Raw genomic sequence first — 19,354 nt, 5'->3', positions numbered from 1 at the left:
ACTCAGTCTAAAAGTTTAATGATATCATTATAAATCATTTCACCGGAGCTTGGCCTTTTCGCATTCAGATCAACAATTTCACCTTTCCTGTTCATCAACATATATCTTGGAATGCTCAAAATGCCGAAATACTTTGCAATAGGCGCTGACCAGTTGCCGGGCGATATGGCGAGTTTGCCTTCAAGTCCCAACTGCTTCGCCGCATTTCTCCAGGCATCTTCAGAAGCATCAATTGAAATATAAAGGAACTCAATACCTTTCAATTGCTTTTCATCAAACATAGCATGAAGCTTCTTCGAATAAGGCATCTCACCCATGCACGGTCCACACCAGCTTGCCCAGAAATCAATGTATACCACCTTACCCTTCAAATCATTCAAGGTGAAATATTTTCCGTTAATGTCCATCAACTTCGGATAATTGATATCCGATGAACCCGCGGCATCCGTATTCTTTGCATCCGCAACAACAACATCCTTAACTGCAAGTCTTTCATCAACCTTATTCTTCAACAGTTTTGGATAATCACCTGATTCATCCTGCAGACTCAATACATTGAAAATATGCTTCGCTGTGTACTGACTAACTTTTGCAATATCATTGTTCAGCAGGTAGGCAATACACCAATCCAATGATTCACCGGAAAAATGTTGCATGGCTGTCTGCACTTTTTTCTCTACGGAAAGATTCGTGTCTTTAAACTTGTTGAATCCATTGGCCTCCGAGGTGAAATAAACAGTATAGTAATAAAGAAAATCACGGTAGGACTCAGCGATAAGCGCTTCATCATTTACCGGCTTTGCGTCAATGCCTTCCAGCATTACAGCAGGCAACGCCTTTACTGTCATCACCTGCTGCGATTGATTAGCTTGAATAATTGGAACGGAAAGTATGCGTGCATAATAATTATAGCGTATACTGTTCGAAAGATATTTTTTAAACGCATCGCTGAAAGTTTCTTTTTGAATGCCGGAATTATAAAATGCCAACTGCTTTTTTCTTTCCTCAAAAAGTTTCATCTCATAAGCATCAATATCAGAACTGATAATTTCCTTACTAACCTTTTCTTTGTTGAAGTCCGCTTCAAAATTTTTCAGGAATGAAACCAGGAACTGATTGTGCGCTGCTCCTTTACCGGAAAATGAAATTGCTTTCAACAATGAATCTCCCTCAATATTTACCTGCAAGGCATCTCCCGGTTCCATAAAAAGCGTGACTGATTGCTTGCCAACACGAAGCTTCGCCGTACTGGGTTTCTGAACCGGAAAAGTGAATTCACATTGGTTATTGGTAATTACAGCAGTATAATTCTTCTCATACTCATCAATATAATATTGAGATGGAATGATGGTAACTGTATCTCCTGAATGATTTTTAAATGTGCAATGAACCGAAGCATTCGATTGTGCCTGCAGCATTGCCGGAAACAGCAGGAAAAGAAGAAATTTATTTATGCGCATGATAAGGACTGATAATTGTTTGCCGAAGTTATTCTATAATTCTTAATCCGGCAATGTTGCATTAAACCCAATTACTCAACCCGTTTCAGAATGGCCGCCTCCATTTTTGCGAGCATCATGCTACCTCCGGCTATTTTTTTATTGGTTAACAAATCAAGGTAACGCGAATCTTTCGGCAGATCAAATTGCTGAGGGCTTGATTCGAGGTTAAACAATACTATGATCTCACTTTTATCATCAAACCGTCGATAGGCAAGCTGTTTTCCTTTTGCTTTCAGAAATTCAATACTTCCGGTGGCTAAGGCAGGATTGCTTTTTCTGATTGCTATCAATTTCTTATACCAATCAAATTGCTGCTGATTAGAAGCAAGTGTATCATATGTTTTTGCTCCGGACTGAAAATTATTTGTTGTTTCCGCTTCAAAAGTAAATTCCTTCCACATCAGTGGCTTCCTTGCCGGATCATCTGCTGACCACATGCCCATTTCTTCCCCATTATAGATTTGTGGCGCACCTATCGTTGTAAAAAGATGAACGAGATACAAGCGGACTCTTTGATACGTATCAACATCCGGTTTCCCAGTTTTATAATTCTCATCATCAGATGGAGAAGCTTTGTATTTATATTTATTCGGATTGTAAAAATCCGTCAGCAAACGTGGCGCATCATGTGAAGATGAGACATTCATCATTGCATAGCGAACATCAGTTTGTAGACTGTTCCAATGAAAATTGAGGCTGTCTTTGAACTGCTCAGCATCAATTCCATAATTATTGTTCGCGAAAAAATAACGGGCCGGCCGGTAAACCTGGTATTGCATCACTGCATCGAAAACATCGCCATTGGTATATGGAACAGGATCCATCAATTTGTCAGGCCATTCCTCCCACCAGATTTCACCCACGAGATATGCATTGGCATTTATTGAACGAACGAATTTCCTGAAGTCTCTCCAGAAAACCATTCCCACCTGGTCAGCCACATCCAATCTGAATCCATCAATTCCTTTTGATACATCACCATTGGGAGCCAACCATCTTTTACTCACCTCAAAAATGTGTTTTTTAGCGCCTTCATTTATATCGCCTTCGTAAGGATGACCTGTTTGTTTGGTTGTAGTGATATTAACTTTTTTCAATTCAACTAATGAAGTGGTACCGGCCCAACCTCTGTATGAAAACTCGTTTTGCAGAGTTGCAGGATCATCAAACGCTTTTATTTCAAACCAATCTTTGTAAACTGAACGCTCCTGGTTTTTCAGGATGTCCTGCCAGGCCCAAAATGTGGTGCCCACATGATTCCAGGAATAATCCATTATGATCTTCATCTTTCTTTTATGCACTTCATTCACCAGCCTTAAAAACAATTTATCGGCTGAGGTCCATTTCCACGTGGAAGGATCAAGCGGATTTTCCGTTGCGATCAACTTATTATCACCATCAGGATCAGGGCCGAAGTTCACATCCACATGATGGTAATTTCTTGCATCATATTTATGCAAACTCGGCGCATCATTTATCGGGTTTAAGAAGATGGCAGTAATTCCCAACTGCTGCAAATAGTCGAGCTTATCAAGCACGCCCTGCAAATCACCACCATATCTGCGGTATTGTATTTTTTCATTAAATGAACCACTGAGTTCATTTGCCCAATCATCAGGAGCATACCAATTGTGTGTCCAGGAAGTAACAGCCCAATGAGGTGGAGCGATCACATTGATTGGCAGTGTATTTATATTTTCCGGCCGCGGATCATTTGTGTGGTCACCATTATAAAATCTTTCAACAAAAATCTGGTACCATATTACCTGTTTGCTCCATTCCGGTGGTTTGTTGAATGGAGTTGTATTCACTTGAGCGCTGAGAGAAATAAAAAAAAACAAACAGGTTACAGTCAACGTCCGGTATTTCATCATTTAGTTGTTAAAGATTTAAATTTCTTATCAGGAAAACAGAGCGGTTACTTTGATAATAAATTCTGCAGCATTAAAACTGCTGCGCCAGCAACTCCTTTCGTTCTCTGTAAATTTTTATAATCATTTCTCCGAAAAGCGTATTTGCCCAGGCAAACCACTTCCTGCTGTAATCATCTGGATTGTCTTTGTTAAAAGCTTCATGCATAAATCCTGTATTTGCATGTGTGTGCTTCAACATTTTTAAACACTGAACAATCTCTTCATTCCTGTCACTCGTCATTGCTCGCAGTATAATTCCCATCGGCCAGATTTTTTCCTTTCCGGTATGAGGACTTCCCTGTCCTTCAGCAATATTACCTTTAAAGTAATATGGATTGGCATCACTTACCAGGAAAGATCTTGTTCTCTTATACAACGGATCCTCCACACTATGCACACCTAAATAAGCAAGTGACATCAGGGAAGGAACATTGGCATCATCCATAAATAACCGGTTACCAAAACCATCAATCTCATAAGAATAGATGGTTCCGAAAGTCAAATGCGTAGTAACAGCATGTTGATGAATGGCTGTTTCCAGTTCATTTGCGAAATCATTACACTCAGTTGAGAATGCAATTTCCTTCAGGGATGTTTTGTAAATTGCTGATAGCTGCCGCAAAGACAGCATCGCGAATAAATTGGATGGAATAAGAAACGGGAAAGTGGTAGCATCATCTGATGGCCGGAACATGGAGCAGATTAATCCTACAGGTTTAATGGGCGCACCTGTTCCTGAGAAAACCGGCGCATCAATCATGTTATCCGTTTTTCTTACAAATGAATAGGGAGAAGTGCCATTTTTTCTTTGCTCTGTTCTAAAAGTTGAAACGGTTAAACGCATCGCCTTATCCCAATCTTTGTCAAACAATGATGCATCACCGGTTAATGCATAATATTCATTCGACAACCTGATTACATAGCATAAGGAATCAACTTCCCATTTGCGTTCATGCACACCTGCAATGGGAGAAGGCTGATCACTTTTCCACGATGATTCTTTGCTGAGATCTTTGTAAAATGCATTGGCATAAGGATCTTTTAAAACACATTTCACCTGTCGGTTAATTAATCCCTGCACCAGCTTTTTTAATTTTTCATCTTTTAAAATCAACGGAAGGTATGGCCAAACCTGGGCTGTAGAATCGCGAAGCCACATCGCATCAATATCACCGGTAATAATAAAGGTGTCGGGTTTTCCTTTCACCGGTTCATAGTCAATGGTAGTATCCAATGTATTAGGGAAACAGTTTTCAAAGAGCCATGCAATTTCCTTATCTGCAATGGCAGGTTTAATTTCAGCAATCAGTTGTTCTACTGCCTCGCTGGTGAATTTTCTTTCTTTCAGTGCCGGACGGTTCGATGGAAATTCCGGACGAAGCGCAAAAACATCAAACGACTGTAATGATGGAGTTAACACAGCAAATCCCGCGATCACTTTACTGCTGTCTGATATAAACTTTCTTCTTTCCATCTAATTATTTCTTAGCAGATTCATTCATTTTCAAAAATCATTCTGATCTGTTTAGTAAACTCTGTCAGGGTTCACTTCTGATAGTTTCATTGTGAAGTTAGTTTGCAAACACTTCCAAAGTTGAATCAACTCAGGTTTAAAAAAACTACTTCGTTAAAGCCAGCACCCACATTTGATCAGGTGCTATTTGTTGATTTTCTGAAAGCATGAAAGCCTGATCATCTGTTATGCTCTTGGCGGCAACAAATCCATAGGTTCTCTCTGCATATTTATTGAAATCAATTTCCTTTTCTTTGGCAGAAGTATTCATTACGCACATGATGGTTTGATTATCATCATATCGAAAATAAACATACAGACCATCCACAGGAACATACTGCATCAATTTTCCTGTCTTGAGCGCGGAAGAATTTTTTCGGAAATTGGCGAGTGTTTTCACCAACGATTGCACCGACAGTTCATCCGTACTCAATCCTTCACCGGTGAATCCATTTTTTTTGTCACCCTCCCAACCACCGGGAAAATCAAGCCGCACCCAACCATCCGGATTTGTAAATCCTTTCATGAGTATTTCCGTACCATAATACATTTGCGGAATACCTCTGCAGGTCAGCAACCATTTAATTCCCATTTTTTGCTTTGCTACACTTTCACCCACCACGGAAAAAATACGGCTGAGATCATGGTTATCGAGGAAGAGAACATTGCGTGTTGGATCCTTGTACAAATAATCACCGGCCAATGTTGTGTAAAGTCTGTTTACACCTTCATTCCATCCAAATGGTTGTGTCAGCGAAGGCACAATACCATTTGAATACGTTTGAAAATCAGTGGCGCCCTGAAGATTGCTTTTGAAAGGAATGTCCATATTATTTTCTACAAAATAAGCCTGTGAAACTACACCTTGCACCCATGTTTCTCCAAACAAACTGATAGCAGGATATTCATCCATCAAGGCCTTGTTGCAGCGGTTCATAAACTGAGGGTCGTTGTAGAGATAAGTATCAATGCGCCAACCATCCACACCGAATTCTTCCACGCACCAAATTGCGTTTTGAATGAGATAATTAGCTACAAAAGGATTGGACTGATTCACATCAGGCATCAACCGGTTAAACCATCCATCCGTTGTAATTTTTTTATCGTAAGCGGAAGCATAAGGATCAAATACAGGTTGATCTTTAAAACTGGTTCCTGTGTAAGTAGGCCATTTATGAAACCAATCTTCATCCGGTTTATCAATGAAGAGAATATGATCAATATCCACATGATTGTAAACTGCATCCTGTATCAGCTTCATGCCATGCTGATGAAGGGCATCGCTTAACTCTTTGTAAAGAGCGGTTCCTCCAAGACGGGCATCGATTTTATATTGATTGGTGAAAGCATAGCCATGCTCAGTTCTTTCGGTTCTGTCGTTTTCCAGCACCGGCGTCATCCATAATGCTGTTACACCAAGCTGTTGCAAGTAATCAAGATGCCTGATAATGCCTCTCATATCGCCACCATGACGATGATAGATCGAGTCTCTGTTTAATGTCTGATCTCTCATTCCGGGAACGCGGTCATTGGAAACATCTCCATCACTAAACCTGTCGGGAATAAGCAAGTAGATAAAATCAGCAGATGTAACGCCTTGTGCGAATGAAGTGCCATTACCTTTTCGCCGTTCCATCAATGGCCATTCAATCGTATTTTTTTCGCCTTTGTTTGAGCATACAATTGATACGATTCCAGGCTTTGCTGAAGGAGCAATCGAAATATCCAAAGCGACGTACTTCCCGTTAGCAAACGTATTTTTCTTCAGCAATTTAATTCCCGGATAGCTGATCGAGAAGTCCTGCTTGTTAAAATCAGCGCTGTTACTTTTCAGCAGCAACTGAATGTTATTCATCTTCATGTTTACCCACCAGTTGGTTGGATACACCTCTGCATATTGCGCATGTGCAGAAAAGAGGCAGCCAAACAACCAGGCAATGCCAAGACAAAATTTTCGGTAGTTCATCATTTCTGATTTACATTTCTTTTCAACAACAATGATAATAGCTTTTACCGTAACCATGATTTTTCATCTAAAAAAATTATGCGCCACGATTTTAAAAAATAAAGGGCCATCCTAGTTACTGCTAAAGTTTCCCGGAATATTTTGTAACATTAAAATACAGTCGGAAAAAACTTAAATACATTTATGCCATGACAAAAGCAAAGCGAGAGGTAAAACATAAACGTCCTTCTCACATTTTACAACTGATAGCGAAGTCATTTGTAGTCTTAAAAACAAACAATCCTTTGCAAATGGCCGGAGCTACGGCATTCTTTACCACTTTCGCTCTTCCATCTATTCTCATTATTCTTATTCAGTTGTTTGGTTTGTTTATCAATCAGAAATTTCTGAGTTCAGAATTAATAAAAAGACTGACTGAAATATTAGGAAAGGAGGAAGGTGCTCAAATCACACAAATACTCCTTAATTTCAGAGAGCTTGCAGATAACCGCTATGTGACGATAGGTGGTTTTTTGTTTTTGATGTTTGTGGCTTCTACGCTCTTCAACGAGGTAAAAAATTCCATCAATCAAATCTGGCAGCTCAAAATCAGATCAAAGCCCGGACTGTTGTTTAGTTTATCCATCAGAGGAAGATCTTTTGTGGTGATTGGCATGGCCGGTATTCTTTTTCTCGCCGGATTACTCACAGAAGGACTTGTTATTTTCTTTGGCAGGAACCTCGATCAGCTTTTGCCGGGAAGCAGGCTCTTTTTCCAAGGGGCCTTCAGTGAATTTATCTCCATAATTATTGTAAGCACCTGGTTTGTTCTTTTGCTGCGCTTTCTTGCTGATGGCAGACCTTCATGGAAATCAGCCATTGCCGGTGGCCTATTAACAGGCGTATTATTTACGGCCGGAAAGCTGTTGCTGATTTGGGCATTGCCACGCAGTAACATAGGAACCATTTATGGTGCTTCCGGATCAGTGGTGCTGCTTCTGCTTTTCGTGTTTTATTCTTCCTTCATCCTCTATTTTGGCGCCTGCTTTACCAAAGTGCTTTCAGAAGCACTTGGTCTCGCTATAGTTCCTGTTGATAAGGCGTACCATTATAAAATTATGGAGGTGGAAGAATAAATAATGCAGCGATATTTCTTATCAGGAAGATCAGGATCCTCAACTGATCTTTGAAATTTTAAGTGCAAAAGAAAGTGCCGGTTCCGCTTCAAAATAGTGACCCATAGCGGAGCCTGAGTTCACTTACATTTTCTTCCGCTGCAAACTATCTATCGGGTAATGATGCTCCATCGTATCTTTCATTGCAAGCGACCATTGGATCACCAATTGCTTTTGCTGCTCATTTAATATAGCATCTTTATGTGTCAGCGTGTAAACTTCCAATGGCATTTCACCTTCTTCAATTTGTTCTTTAATTTCTACAAATTTCCGGTATTGTCTTCTTGGCGAATAGGAAGCAAACACCGAAAAATTCACCTCTTCATTTCCTTCCTTCACATGATGATCAAGCCACCAGTCAACGGGTTGAATTTTTGAATACCAGGGATAATTGGTGTGATTACTATGGCAATCGTAGCAGGAAGTTTTCAGAATGTCAACCACCTCTTTGGGCACCTCAAATTTTGTAGTAATAGCTTGCGTTTCATCATTTGAATCATTCTTTTCAGGATGAAAGAATTGTATAACAATGAATGCTATCAATGCCATGGAAAGCAATGCGCGCAAAAATCTTTTTAATAATTGCATAGGAAAATCAATTTTATTTAAACTTCATTAAAGATACACGATCAAACCGCAAATTTCTGCTGACTAAATCAGTGACCGTTTCATTTTCAGGCTGACTCCTGTGTGATTCACTTGCACATGCTATTAACAGAAAAGCCGCTGCCAAAACTCACAACGGCTCTTCCGCACTAAAACACAACGCTTACTCTTCTACATCAAATTCATTATTTCCTAAACTTGTTTTTAATTTCAACGCGCAAAAACAACTTCCTGTGGAAATGTCACTGTGCAAAAGCAAAACAGGCTCTGCCTTTTCTTTTTCAACAGTAACAACAGCTCACCGGTCATTAATAGTATTCCGGTAATTACGGCTAATAAGCGCAGATAATCCGGAGCCACTTTCATGATGAATAAGTTTGGTTCAAATTTAAAAGCACAGAAAATGCGAAAGAATGTCTTTAGTCATATGGAAACATGATTGTTGTTTGCTCATTGATTTTTTGTCAGACTGTTATCTTCGCCGACCATCAACTAAGGGATAAAATAAACGTGCTTGCAATTTCAGATCAGTGATTTTATGATAAAAATCATAGTCCTTGCAAACAATACTCAGCTAAATGTGAATACGCCTGCATGCTATATTTGATGTCTCATCATATTAGAATGCTTTTCATTTTAATTGCCTAAAAAAAATAACACATGAAAAAAGTAATCATCAGTGGATTAGTTGCAGGAATCGTAATGTTGGTGGTAAGTATTGCAGCATTATATTTCACCATCATGCTCTTACCGAATCTGGCGTTGGAATATTACAATCCTGCCTTTCGCATGAATGACGAATCGGGCAGCATTCTATATTATATACATCCTTTCCTGTTAGGCCTCGCTCTCGCCTGGTTTTGGGAACGGTTTAAAGGTGTATTAACGGGAAGTTTCACGATGCGAGGTATTGAATTCGGTATTATCTATTCACTTATTGCCACATTGCCCGCGATGTTACTGATCTACAGCGCGATGAATGTAACGTTTGACCTCGTGCTTACCTGGTTTCTCTATGGCTTTATTCAATCCATTATTGCAGGACTGGTTTGCGAGAAGTTAAATCCTTAGCATCTTTTAATTGCTGATGCGGATTTTTCAAATAAAAGATTCAGCATTAAAACAGGAAGCGCAGCAATTGCGCTTCCTGTTTTTTATATTCCGTTGTGCGTCACATTTTGTCATCATGACTTTTATCATATCATTCGCTTATGAAAGTCATATTGGTTTATGACTAATGTCATGCTTACCTGTTTTCACCCTTCACACCTTGTGCTTACAAATTCATACTAACTACCACATAAAATTTAAACATGAAAAATATCATAATCCTATCGCTGACAATGTTGCTTGCCGCTGGTTTGACTGTTCATGCGCAAACCACCAGTTATGTCTTTTCTCCAAACCATGAATTTGAGATAAAAGGAACCTCTAACGTGCATGATTGGGAGGAATCAGTGGAGAAGATAAATGGTTACGGATCATTTGTTATAAATCCGAATGGCAGTATTTCCATTTTATCGGTTGTATTTAAAGTTGAATGCAAAGACATCAAGAGCACGCATGGTTCCATTATGGATTCGAAAACGTATGACGCGCTGAAAGCAGAAAAAAATCCACTCATAACTTATAAACTCCTTTCGCAAATTAACAATGTGATGCCATCAACTACTGGCAACACCGTTATCGCGAAAGGCCAACTTACCATTGCCGGGGTTACCAAACCCATAGATTTGCAGGTAAAGGTTGCAGTAAAAGCGGATGGCTCCATCTCATTTGAAGGAACGAAAACAATTAAAATGACAGACTTCGATATTAGTCCACCTACCGCTTTCATGGGAGCCATGAAAGTAGGTGATGAAGTGGTCCTGAGCTTTAAAACCGTCATGCAGAAAAATTAATCCTTTCACAATCAATATTATTTCTTTTTAAATCCACTAAAACTCTAACGCTATGAAAAATTCAATCAAACTTCTTCAGCTCTTTAGTTTGCTGATGCTGGTCAGTTGTATTGCCTTTGCGCAACAACCCCCTATTCAAAATTTCAGGCATTACGACCAAAAAGGTCTGAATGTTTTTGAAACCGGGAAATCGGACACCACTCTCTACACAGGGTTTAAGGTGAGACTTGGTCTTAACTCCTCCTTTACCTTTCAGGACCTTAATCATGAAAACATAATTGATACCAATCAGGTTGCAGGCACAGGCTGGCACCTTATTGATAATACCGGAAAGACGTCTAAACCGGATGGCATTGACGACCGCACACTTATTGGAGTTACCAATGGTTTTAACCTTGCCATGGCCAACCTGAATCTGGATGCACAACTCTATGATGGAATTCACATGAACTTAATCACCTATCTTTCTACTCGTCACCATTCTGAAGCTTGGGTAAAAGGTGGTTATATTCAATTTGATAAGCTTACTTTCCTTAAAAGTGATATGATTGATAATATGATGGAATACCTTACCATCAAATTTGGTGACTATGAAGTAAATTATGGTGATCAACACTATCGCCGCAGTGATGCAGGCAATTCAATGTATAATCCTTTTGTGGAGAACCTCATACTTGATGATTTTACAACTGAAATAGGTGGCGAACTTCAATTTCATAACAAAGCCGGCTTTCTTGCAGTAGTTGAAATGACTGGTGGAGAAATAAAAGGAGATGTCGCTTATCCAGTATCATCTGTTGATACTTCAGGTGTGAAAGATGCCAACACAGGCGAAGTAAACAAGAGGTCTCCCAGCTTTATTGCCAAACTCGGTTATGACAAACAATTTAATCCTGACCTGCGTTTCAGAATAACAGGTTCCGTGTATACCACCAAGAGTTCGGTGAGCAACACTCTTTTTGCCGGTGACCGCAGCGGTTCCCATTACTTCATGGTATTGGAAAATTATTATTCCTCTATCGGTACCAACGCATTCTCCGGCCGCCTGAGCAAACCTTATGGTGACCAGTTAACCGCTTTCATGATCAATCCTTTTGTTAAATTCCATGGTCTTGAGTTATTCGGAACACTTGAATTTGCCAATGGAAGAAATACTAATGAAAAGGATTCCGTAACCAATGTGCTTATTGGCCACGACAGGAGACAAACCACTCAGTATGCAGTTGACGTCATCTATCGTTTCACCCAAAATGAAAACTTCTGGCTTGGATTGCGCTACAATGGTGTAAGTGCTGAACTTCCCTTCACCAGTCCTGCATTCAAATCTGAAATCAACACAGTAAATGTGACCCGTTTCACTCTTTCTGCCGGTTGGTATATACTTGATAATGTAATGGCAAAAGTGGAATACGTTACGCAGATGTACAAAGATTACCCTACTTATGATCAACGTAACGAAGGTAAATTCAGTGGTATTATGATTGAAGCAGCATTAGGATTCTAATCACTCTCTGAGAACCGTCTTTCTGAATCGGAAAGACGGTTCTTTTTTATTTTTATGTTATGGCTAATTTTATCGACAATAAAAATATCGTTCGCAACTTCCTCCTCTTTTTCACCTGGTTGCTATTTGCCGGCGCAGTAAATTCCACTATTCAACAAAAGCAATTATTTGAAAAACTTGATTATTCAATATTAGAAGGCAGCAGAATTTCTGTACTGGGCTCCACCAACATCAATGAATTCACCTGCTTTTCAGATGAAAAATATTCACATAACAAAGTTGAGTTCCAATTTGATAACCTGAAAAACAGTATCCAATTTAAAGATGCCATTCTTAAAGTGCCTGTTGTTTCCCTCGATTGCGGCAATGCTGCCATGAACAGTAACCTTTGCAGAACTTTGAAAGGCGATAAATTTCCATTTATAACAGTTGAAATTCTGCAGGCAAAATCAAGAGATGGAAAATCTTTAAAACTATCCGGCATTACAACTCTGATTGCCAATGTTAGGATTACAATGGCCGGTGAAAGTAAATTACACGATATTCTATTTACCGGAAAGCAAACTTCTTCCGGGCAATACTATTTTTCAGGATTGCACAACCTGACTTTTAGCGACTACCACCTGGAGCCACCGGAAGCCTTATTCGGACTGGTAAAAGTGAACGACCTGATTGCAGTGAAGTTTGCACTTAATATATCTGCGAATGTGTTGATCGTGCAATAATTTTACCTGTTGCGTTTCCGTTTACTCACGCAACCTTCATTCATCCACACTCACGGAAATACCACTTCCATTGCCTCCCAGCGTAAGTCCGATTAAAACGCCGGAGCTAAAATGCTGTTGATTGCTGTAGGCAGTAACAAAATCAACTCTGAATAATTTCAGGATGTGTTCTAATCCAAAACTCAGCTCTGCATATTGCAGGTCTTTTGTCTGGAGATAATGCGCGCCAATCACTTCCTGTAATTTCAATTTCCTGATAAGAGGAATGTGATTCAGCAACAAGCCATGAAAATGATGTTCGATATGCCCCTGCAAATACCATTGATCAGTGCTGTAAGTGTAATAAGGAAGCAACTGAAATGCATTCATGCGGTCAGCTTGAGCGAATATGGTTTGGTTACCATTGAAGTGCTTCAATTCCGCAGCGCCCAAATTTTTTCTGATAAGAAATGCGCCTCCTGACAAATTGTAATCACCTTCTCCTATCGTACCCAACTTGAAATGATCATCTACTGAAAGATCCAGCTGATTATAATTTACATCACTGCCAATCCATGGAAGTCCCTGCGTATAGCTCACTGTTAAAACAGGATACTTTGATCCGATATTGATTTTTTCATTCGGGCGTGAAAAATATTTTTGCGCAAAATGAATCGTTGCTTTCAGATTGATCAGCCAGGCGTTGTATCCAATAAAATACACAGCGCTGTCATAAACGGCAATTTGCGGATCGTTAGTGGTGAAGTTTCTGTTTGATTCATCCGCAAATGAGTTAAAGCTGGTATTTTCTAAAACTGTGCGGTGGTTGAATGAAGTGCCGGCTGTTAGCTGGATGCCATTCACTACTTCTTTCGTGACAGATGCTCTCGCATAAGCATTCATATACAACTTCATATAATTTTCTCCAACAAACAAAGTGTATATCGTATTGATGAGCGGAGAAATAGGATTCTCGTCATTAAACTGCGTTACAAATCGTCCGCCATCCAAACTCCACGAAGCAGCTTTAACCGGATCAAATAGATAACGCATTGAAATTTTAGCGGAAGGTTCATGGTTTGAAAATCCATAGCGTAACGTCGAACTTATCCGATACTCGCGATGATCATCCCACCGTTTGGTAAGGTGCAAACTGATGGAAGGTGCAAATCCTTCTACCGTATTATAGTTGATGAAACTCAAAAGTCCGCTGGTACTATAACTGGTCTGATTGTAACGACGGTAATAATGATAACCATAAATCAAATCAAAAAAAGCGAATTTATTATTGGCACGATCCGCTGAATCAAGAAATGATTTTGAATTTTGAACGATAAAGAGGCTGTCCTTCTCCTGGTAATCATTGGCTTCTTCATCAGTCAAAGGAATGAGCCGTTTCGCTTTCCAATACAATGAATCTTTTTCATTGGCATCTTCATTTATCTTCCACACTTCCCCGCTAAAAAATTTATTCACCAGAACAGGATCAATCATATACTCTGTGAATACACCTGCAAATTTTGCTTTCATCCGGAAACCAAAGGCATTTATAAAAACCTGCATCGTCTGATTGTATGGCATCCAGAGTGAGTCATTCACCTTCGCATAGGTTTGCGACAGTTTAAGAGAATCGATAAAATCCAGGTTCGCATCTTTGTTCAACCAGAGATCAGTGCTGTGTATTCGCCAACTATCTTCAACAATATAAATGTAACCGCTAAAAACAGGATCACCTTTTCTTCGTGGAATCATCTCAATTTTATTCACCAGCTCACCGTCTTCATAAAAAGTACCGATCAGTTTATATTTATAATACAGCAATGCTGTTTCCGCAATCGGAGAAATAAAGGGCCGGTTGCTCATCATACCGGCATCTACGAGGTTTTTGTAAAAATTAAAATCGAAATCGCTTGCCTTATTCCAGCTGAATGCTTTGCCATCGCCACTCACTTTTGAAGAAAGCATGATTTCTTTTACCTCATTTGGCTTGCGGAAATAATATTCCGACTCCGATTCACTGAGGTAAATAATGCCAAATGATGTCGAATCAAGCCCTTTTTTTTCAAGGTTATAACCCATAAATTTTTTCGGCGCACTGTCAAGACGGGCAACTCCTTTGATATACACTTTGCAATTGAATGCGTTAACCTGATCAAGAAAAAAGTTTCGTTTTTTTATTGCTGCTTTGATTACACGGTAAGCAGGATCTTCACTCCCGGCTGTAACCACCACTTCCTTTAGTTCCACCTGATCGGGTTGCAGTTGAACATTTAGTTGAATGGGAAAATCCGCAAGTGTCACATTTTTTTTCACTTGCAGATATCCGACATAAGAAAATACCAATTCATAATTGCCCGGTGACAGGTTCAATACATACCTTCCTTCCGAATTAGCTGTTGCACCTTGCGTAGTGTTTTTAATATAGACATTGGAATAAGACAACGGCTGATTTTTTTCATCCGTTACCAACCCACTTATTGTAGTTGAATTTGCCAGGAAAGAAAAACATTGAAGCACAACAACAAATAAAATCCTCTGCATAAATGGAAAGATAAAATGATTCTGGTTATGAACACTTAAGGTCTTATAATGGAACAGTCCATAAGTGCATAATTCAAATAGAACTTCTTTTTCCCAATTCAATCACTTCGACAGCAAACATCCTGCTCCCGTCAATTTTCATCCTTACGATTGTTCTCATTTGGTGAAACCCACTCCTGCCAGCGGCTCCGGGATTGATGTGCAATAAATTATTTTGTTTCGGATCGCGCACAATTTTCAAAATGTGAGAATGACCCGTAATAAATAAATCAGGTTTATTCGATTTGATAATATTGAGGGCCCGTTCTTCATAATGCCCCGGATAGCCACCTATATGTGTGATAAAAACTTTTATGTTTTCGCAGGAGAACAATAGTTCTTCCGGAAAGAGCTGCCTGATTGATTCACCATCAATATTTCCATAAACTCCTTTCAATGGTTTGAAGGCTGTTAAAGTAGCAGCAACTCCGTGTCCAAAATCGCCTGCATGCCAGATCTCATCACATTCGTTAAAATATTCGAAAACAGCAGGATCAAGAATTCCGTGGGTGTCAGATAAAATGCCAATATATTTCATGCTCCATATTTAACAGGAGAATTAATTTTCTCGTTTATAAAAAGTAAAATCTCTTCCAATTGTTCAGGAGTAAACCAGGTAATGCCATTCTCCTTCCTGAACCATGTTAACTGGCGCTTGGCATAATTGCGAGTATGCTGTTTGATCAGATTAACAGCATCTTCCAGTGATGATCTACCATCCAGGTAACTGAATAATTCGCGATAGCCAACTGTTTGCAGCGGATTCAGATGCTCGTAAGGAAGCAAAGTTTTCACTTCCTCTAATAAACCTTCCTGCATCATTTTATCCACCCTTTCATCAATCTGCCGGTACAAAGTTTTTCTCTCTATCTGCAATCCGATTTGTATCGGGATAAAATTTCTTTGCACCTTGTTTTTATTTCTGAAGGAAGAATATGGTTTTCCAACAGAAAGACATACACCTAAAGCCCGCAACAACCGCTGTGGATTGTTTCGATCAACAAATGCAAAATAATCAGGGTCTTTTTCTTTCAATAATTTTTGTAAAGCTTCAATTCCTCCTGATAAATATAATTGACTGAGCTCCGAATTCGCAGCATCAGTAATTTCAGGAAAAACATCGAGTCCATAAAGCAATGCGCTTATAAAAAGACCTGAACCGCCGACAAGTACAACAACATCCTGCGTTTTAAAAAGTGTCTCCAGTGTTGCTATTGCCTCTTTTTCAAAGTCGCCCGCAGTATAATCCTGTGCAACAGATAATTGATTTATAAAATAATGAGGTACCGATTGAAGTTCTTCAAACGAAGGTGTTGCAGTGCCTATATTCATTTCTTTATAAAACTGGCGGGCATCAGCAGAAATAATAGCAGTTGAAAAATGCCGTGCAATCTGTATGCTTACTTTGGTTTTGCCAACTGCTGTAGGACCAACTACAGTAACCAGGTATTTTTTCACAGCAGGCAGAATGGTAGGAATGGGTTTATTTTAATCTTTATCGTCGCCTTCAGGAAAATCACCACCAAATTCTTCCTCCGTAAATTCTTCTTCATCTGATTCTTCAGCAACATCTTCAGCGTCATCTCCTTCATCCGATACAACATCGGTTTCAGCTTCTTCTTCCACTGCAATATCTTCCTCCTCACCTTCTTGTCCCATGCTGCTGAGATCTACCTCGTCATCGTCAATGCGCTGATCTTCCGCGTCACCTTCATCCGCCACTTTACTATAATGCGCTACTAACTCTTCCTTCTTAAAAGGCGACGGTCCCTGTTGCCTCACACATACAGGGTATATGACAGTCGCTTTTTCGGCACCTGTAAGTGTAAGCAATTCAATCAGGAAAACAAATTCCTGGGTGCCTTTATAATCATAGATAAACTTCTGATGCGGATCATCAATAAATGCGACGAGCATCGGCAAGCTCTGCACCTTGGTTTTGGGTTTTGACTTTTCCTTTTTATCAGTGGGTTCAACAACAGTCAACAATTGCTTTACGCGATGCCAACTGTCATTGCTTTTATAAAACTGACCAACAGAAGTTGCCGGCAGGTTATAAGAGGAAATGATGACAGACTCAAAATCACTGATGGTTTGTGAAGGTTTGATTTCGACATCGCGAAAGATGCTATCATCATCCTCATACATAACCCTGAACTTATAGATTGTCATGCCATCAATTCTTTTGTGTGATTTAATTAAAATGCTCCTGCAAAGAAACCAATAAACCTAAACAGAACAATACAAAAAAGATTAATTTTCTGTCACGGGTGTCCATCCTGACTCTGAAGCTTTTTCTACCATAAAATTAAACGCTTCCTCAAAATTATTTGCAATTTTCCCATCCAGTATTGCTTCACGCACTGCATCCTTGATCCTGCCAATTTCTCTTCCAGGTGGTTTGTTAAAAGTTTTCATTATCAATTCCCCGGTGATCGGTGGTTGCCAGTTGCGCATCTGATCTTTCGCTTCCACCTCCACCATTTTTTCACGCACCAATTGGAAATTCTGCAAATACTTACGCACCTTATTTTCATTCTTGGAAGTAATATCCGATTCACATAAAATCATAAGTGAATCAACATCTTCCCCGGCTTCAAACAACAATCGCCTGATAGCAGAATCAGTAACCTGCTCTTTTGATAAACTGATGGGCCTCAAATGAAGCAACACCATTTTTTGCACAAACTGTAGTTTTTCATTCAACGGCAAATGAAATTTTCTGAAGATAGCTGCCGCCTTCCTTGACCCTACCACTTCATGGCCATGAAACGTCCATCCGTGATTTTTTTCAAACCGTTTCGTATCGGGCTTTGCAATATCATGTAATACGGCTGCCCACCGAAGCCACAAATCGTTGCTGCGATCCGCTACATTGTCCAGCACTTGCAACGTGTGGTAAAAATTATCCTTATGACCCTTTCCTTCCAGATGTTCTACACCATATAACTGCACAAATTCAGGAAAGATAAGCTGCAACAACCCGCTTTTAAACAGCAAATCAAAACCTATGGAAGGTTTAGGAGAGCTGATGATTTTATTCAGTTCTTCCGCGATTCTTTCTTGCGAAATGATTTGAATTCTTTCTTTGTTTCTCGAAATAGCAGCAAAAGTTTTAACATCAATCGTAAACTTAAGTTGTGTAGCAAAACGAATGGCACGCATCATCCGCAAAGGATCATCAGAGAACGTAATATCAGGATCGAGTGGTGTCCTGATTGTTTTCTTACTGATATCATTCAGCCCCTCAAATGCATCCAGCAACATACCATAGTCTGCATCATTCAAACTGATGGCCAGCGCGTTCATGGTAAAATCTCGTCGACTAAGGTCTTCGAGTAAAGTACCATCTTCAACAATTGGTTTCCGCGAATCTGCGCGGTAAGATTCTTTCCTGGCTCCCACGAATTCCACTTCAAAATCTTCATGCTTCAAAAGTGCGGTCCCAAAATTTTTATAGACGGCCAAAGATGGTGCAGGCACTACTTTAGTCGCAACATATTTTGCAAAATCAATTCCGCTTCCCACCACTGTTACGTCAATGTCTTTTGAAGGACGTTGCAACACCTGATCACGTACATAACCACCTACCAGGTAAGTCTCTATGTGAAGTTCTTTCGCGCAAGCACTCATCACTGCCATTATTTTTTCTTCTTCAGGAGAAACGATGAGCGGAACAAACTGCTTTTTTATTTTGGTTAGCTTCAACAATGTGGAATTTTGTGACCTTTCATTTTCATCTTTACTTTTAATCGCGGTACTTACATAGGAGAAGAAAAATTGTGCAGCCAAATTCATTCTTTCCATCCTGCTTAAAATAAAATGGCTCCCGCAAAAAAATCCGGGAGCCATTTTAAGAAAAAATAAAATGCTGAAAATGATTACTGCAGAAAAATGGATTGCAGGTAACAGGTTTTCAACATTCCACTGTAGCGAGAGAGGGAGTTGAACCCTCGACCTCCGGGTTATGAATCCGACGCTCTAACCATCTGAGCTACCTCGCCATGTGTT

At 39.7% G+C, this 19,354-nt stretch carries 15 protein-coding genes and 1 tRNA gene; 5 read left to right on the top strand and 11 right to left on the bottom strand.

What is annotated here, in order from left to right; all coding sequences use genetic code 11:
• Positions 1-2: 2 nt before the first annotated feature.
• The 4 genes from IPO83_16030 to IPO83_16015 all read right to left on the bottom strand — a co-directional run bounded on the left by IPO83_16030 (position 3) and on the right by IPO83_16015 (position 6,894).
• Positions 3-1,460: a TlpA family protein disulfide reductase gene (locus IPO83_16030; protein MBK9732763.1), complete on the bottom strand. Its 1,458-nt coding sequence runs from the start codon at positions 1,458-1,460 to the stop codon at positions 3-5.
• A gap of 71 nt (positions 1,461-1,531) precedes the next feature.
• A complete protein-coding gene (locus tag IPO83_16025) occupies positions 1,532-3,376 on the bottom strand; it encodes an alpha-glucosidase C-terminal domain-containing protein (GenBank protein MBK9732762.1) in 1,845 nt (614 codons plus the stop codon).
• 70 nt (positions 3,377-3,446) lie between these two features.
• On the bottom strand, positions 3,447-4,889 hold the full coding sequence (locus IPO83_16020; protein MBK9732761.1) for a glycoside hydrolase family 125 protein: 1,443 nt from the start codon (positions 4,887-4,889) through the stop codon (positions 3,447-3,449).
• A gap of 145 nt (positions 4,890-5,034) precedes the next feature.
• On the bottom strand, positions 5,035-6,894 hold the full coding sequence (locus IPO83_16015) for a cyclomaltodextrinase C-terminal domain-containing protein (GenBank protein MBK9732760.1): 1,860 nt from the start codon (positions 6,892-6,894) through the stop codon (positions 5,035-5,037).
• 188 nt (positions 6,895-7,082) lie between these two features.
• On the opposite strand from IPO83_16015, the gene IPO83_16010 reads away from it, so the two are divergent.
• Positions 7,083-8,009, top strand: coding sequence for a YihY/virulence factor BrkB family protein (locus IPO83_16010; protein ID MBK9732759.1), 927 nt, complete (start codon positions 7,083-7,085; stop codon positions 8,007-8,009).
• 123 nt (positions 8,010-8,132) lie between these two features.
• Here the strand turns inward: IPO83_16010 and IPO83_16005 are convergent, their stop codons facing one another.
• Positions 8,133-8,636: a heme-binding domain-containing protein gene (locus IPO83_16005; GenBank protein ID MBK9732758.1), complete on the bottom strand. Its 504-nt coding sequence runs from the start codon at positions 8,634-8,636 to the stop codon at positions 8,133-8,135.
• A 678-nt stretch (positions 8,637-9,314) separates the two neighbouring features.
• On the opposite strand from IPO83_16005, the gene IPO83_16000 reads away from it, so the two are divergent.
• The 4 genes from IPO83_16000 to IPO83_15985 all read left to right on the top strand — a co-directional run bounded on the left by IPO83_16000 (position 9,315) and on the right by IPO83_15985 (position 12,784).
• Complete coding sequence (locus IPO83_16000; protein ID MBK9732757.1) at positions 9,315-9,725, top strand: hypothetical protein; 411 nt, start codon at positions 9,315-9,317, stop codon at positions 9,723-9,725.
• A 242-nt stretch (positions 9,726-9,967) separates the two neighbouring features.
• Positions 9,968-10,555 (top strand): YceI family protein, encoded by a 588-nt coding sequence (locus tag IPO83_15995; GenBank protein MBK9732756.1) that lies wholly within the window; start codon positions 9,968-9,970, stop codon positions 10,553-10,555.
• A gap of 52 nt (positions 10,556-10,607) precedes the next feature.
• Positions 10,608-12,059, top strand: coding sequence for a hypothetical protein (locus IPO83_15990; GenBank protein MBK9732755.1), 1,452 nt, complete (start codon positions 10,608-10,610; stop codon positions 12,057-12,059).
• Between the two features lie 59 nt (positions 12,060-12,118).
• Positions 12,119-12,784 (top strand): YceI family protein, encoded by a 666-nt coding sequence (locus IPO83_15985; GenBank protein ID MBK9732754.1) that lies wholly within the window; start codon positions 12,119-12,121, stop codon positions 12,782-12,784.
• Between the two features lie 36 nt (positions 12,785-12,820).
• On the opposite strand, the gene IPO83_15980 is transcribed toward IPO83_15985, so the two are convergent.
• The 6 genes from IPO83_15980 to IPO83_15955 form a co-directional block, all read right to left on the bottom strand.
• On the bottom strand, positions 12,821-15,304 hold the full coding sequence (locus IPO83_15980; GenBank protein ID MBK9732753.1) for a carboxypeptidase-like regulatory domain-containing protein: 2,484 nt from the start codon (positions 15,302-15,304) through the stop codon (positions 12,821-12,823).
• 73 nt (positions 15,305-15,377) lie between these two features.
• A complete protein-coding gene (locus tag IPO83_15975; GenBank protein ID MBK9732752.1) occupies positions 15,378-15,881 on the bottom strand; it encodes a metallophosphoesterase family protein in 504 nt (167 codons plus the stop codon).
• Positions 15,878-16,810 carry a tRNA (adenosine(37)-N6)-dimethylallyltransferase MiaA gene (miaA, locus tag IPO83_15970; protein ID MBK9732751.1) on the bottom strand — a complete coding sequence of 311 codons (933 nt, stop codon included), beginning with the start codon at positions 16,808-16,810 and terminating at the stop codon, positions 15,878-15,880. Before miaA ends, IPO83_15975 begins: the two co-directional genes overlap by 4 nt.
• Positions 16,811-16,831: 21 nt before the next feature.
• A complete protein-coding gene (locus IPO83_15965; GenBank protein MBK9732750.1) occupies positions 16,832-17,515 on the bottom strand; it encodes a hypothetical protein in 684 nt (227 codons plus the stop codon).
• An 81-nt stretch (positions 17,516-17,596) separates the two neighbouring features.
• Positions 17,597-18,985, bottom strand: coding sequence for an HD domain-containing protein (locus IPO83_15960; GenBank protein ID MBK9732749.1), 1,389 nt, complete (start codon positions 18,983-18,985; stop codon positions 17,597-17,599).
• Between the two features lie 288 nt (positions 18,986-19,273).
• Positions 19,274-19,347, bottom strand: a tRNA-Met gene (locus IPO83_15955).
• Positions 19,348-19,354: the final 7 nt, after the last annotated feature.

This window comes from Chitinophagaceae bacterium (genome assembly GCA_016717285.1).
Lineage (GTDB): Bacteria > Bacteroidota > Bacteroidia > Chitinophagales > UBA10324 > JACCZZ01.
Note: the sequence above shows the minus strand (reverse complement) of the source record. Positions and strands in the feature narration are given on the sequence as shown.

Excerpts from the sequence above, each read along its gene's own strand:
- IPO83_16030 (MBK9732763.1), bottom strand. The coding sequence starts at position 1,460 with ATGCGCATAAATAAATTTCTTCTTTTCCTGCTGTTTCCGGCAATGCTG.
- IPO83_16025 (MBK9732762.1), bottom strand. The coding sequence starts at position 3,376 with ATGATGAAATACCGGACGTTGACTGTAACCTGTTTGTTTTTTTTTATT.
- IPO83_16020 (MBK9732761.1), bottom strand. The coding sequence starts at position 4,889 with ATGGAAAGAAGAAAGTTTATATCAGACAGCAGTAAAGTGATCGCGGGA.
- IPO83_16015 (MBK9732760.1), bottom strand. The coding sequence starts at position 6,894 with ATGAACTACCGAAAATTTTGTCTTGGCATTGCCTGGTTGTTTGGCTGC.
- IPO83_16010 (MBK9732759.1), top strand. The coding sequence starts at position 7,083 with ATGACAAAAGCAAAGCGAGAGGTAAAACATAAACGTCCTTCTCACATT.
- IPO83_16005 (MBK9732758.1), bottom strand. The coding sequence starts at position 8,636 with ATGCAATTATTAAAAAGATTTTTGCGCGCATTGCTTTCCATGGCATTG.
- IPO83_16000 (MBK9732757.1), top strand. The coding sequence starts at position 9,315 with ATGAAAAAAGTAATCATCAGTGGATTAGTTGCAGGAATCGTAATGTTG.
- IPO83_15995 (MBK9732756.1), top strand. The coding sequence starts at position 9,968 with ATGAAAAATATCATAATCCTATCGCTGACAATGTTGCTTGCCGCTGGT.
- IPO83_15990 (MBK9732755.1), top strand. The coding sequence starts at position 10,608 with ATGAAAAATTCAATCAAACTTCTTCAGCTCTTTAGTTTGCTGATGCTG.
- IPO83_15985 (MBK9732754.1), top strand. The coding sequence starts at position 12,119 with ATGGCTAATTTTATCGACAATAAAAATATCGTTCGCAACTTCCTCCTC.
- IPO83_15980 (MBK9732753.1), bottom strand. The coding sequence starts at position 15,304 with ATGCAGAGGATTTTATTTGTTGTTGTGCTTCAATGTTTTTCTTTCCTG.
- IPO83_15975 (MBK9732752.1), bottom strand. The coding sequence starts at position 15,881 with ATGAAATATATTGGCATTTTATCTGACACCCACGGAATTCTTGATCCT.
- IPO83_15965 (MBK9732750.1), bottom strand. The coding sequence starts at position 17,515 with ATGACAATCTATAAGTTCAGGGTTATGTATGAGGATGATGATAGCATC.
- IPO83_15960 (MBK9732749.1), bottom strand. The coding sequence starts at position 18,985 with ATGGCAGTGATGAGTGCTTGCGCGAAAGAACTTCACATAGAGACTTAC.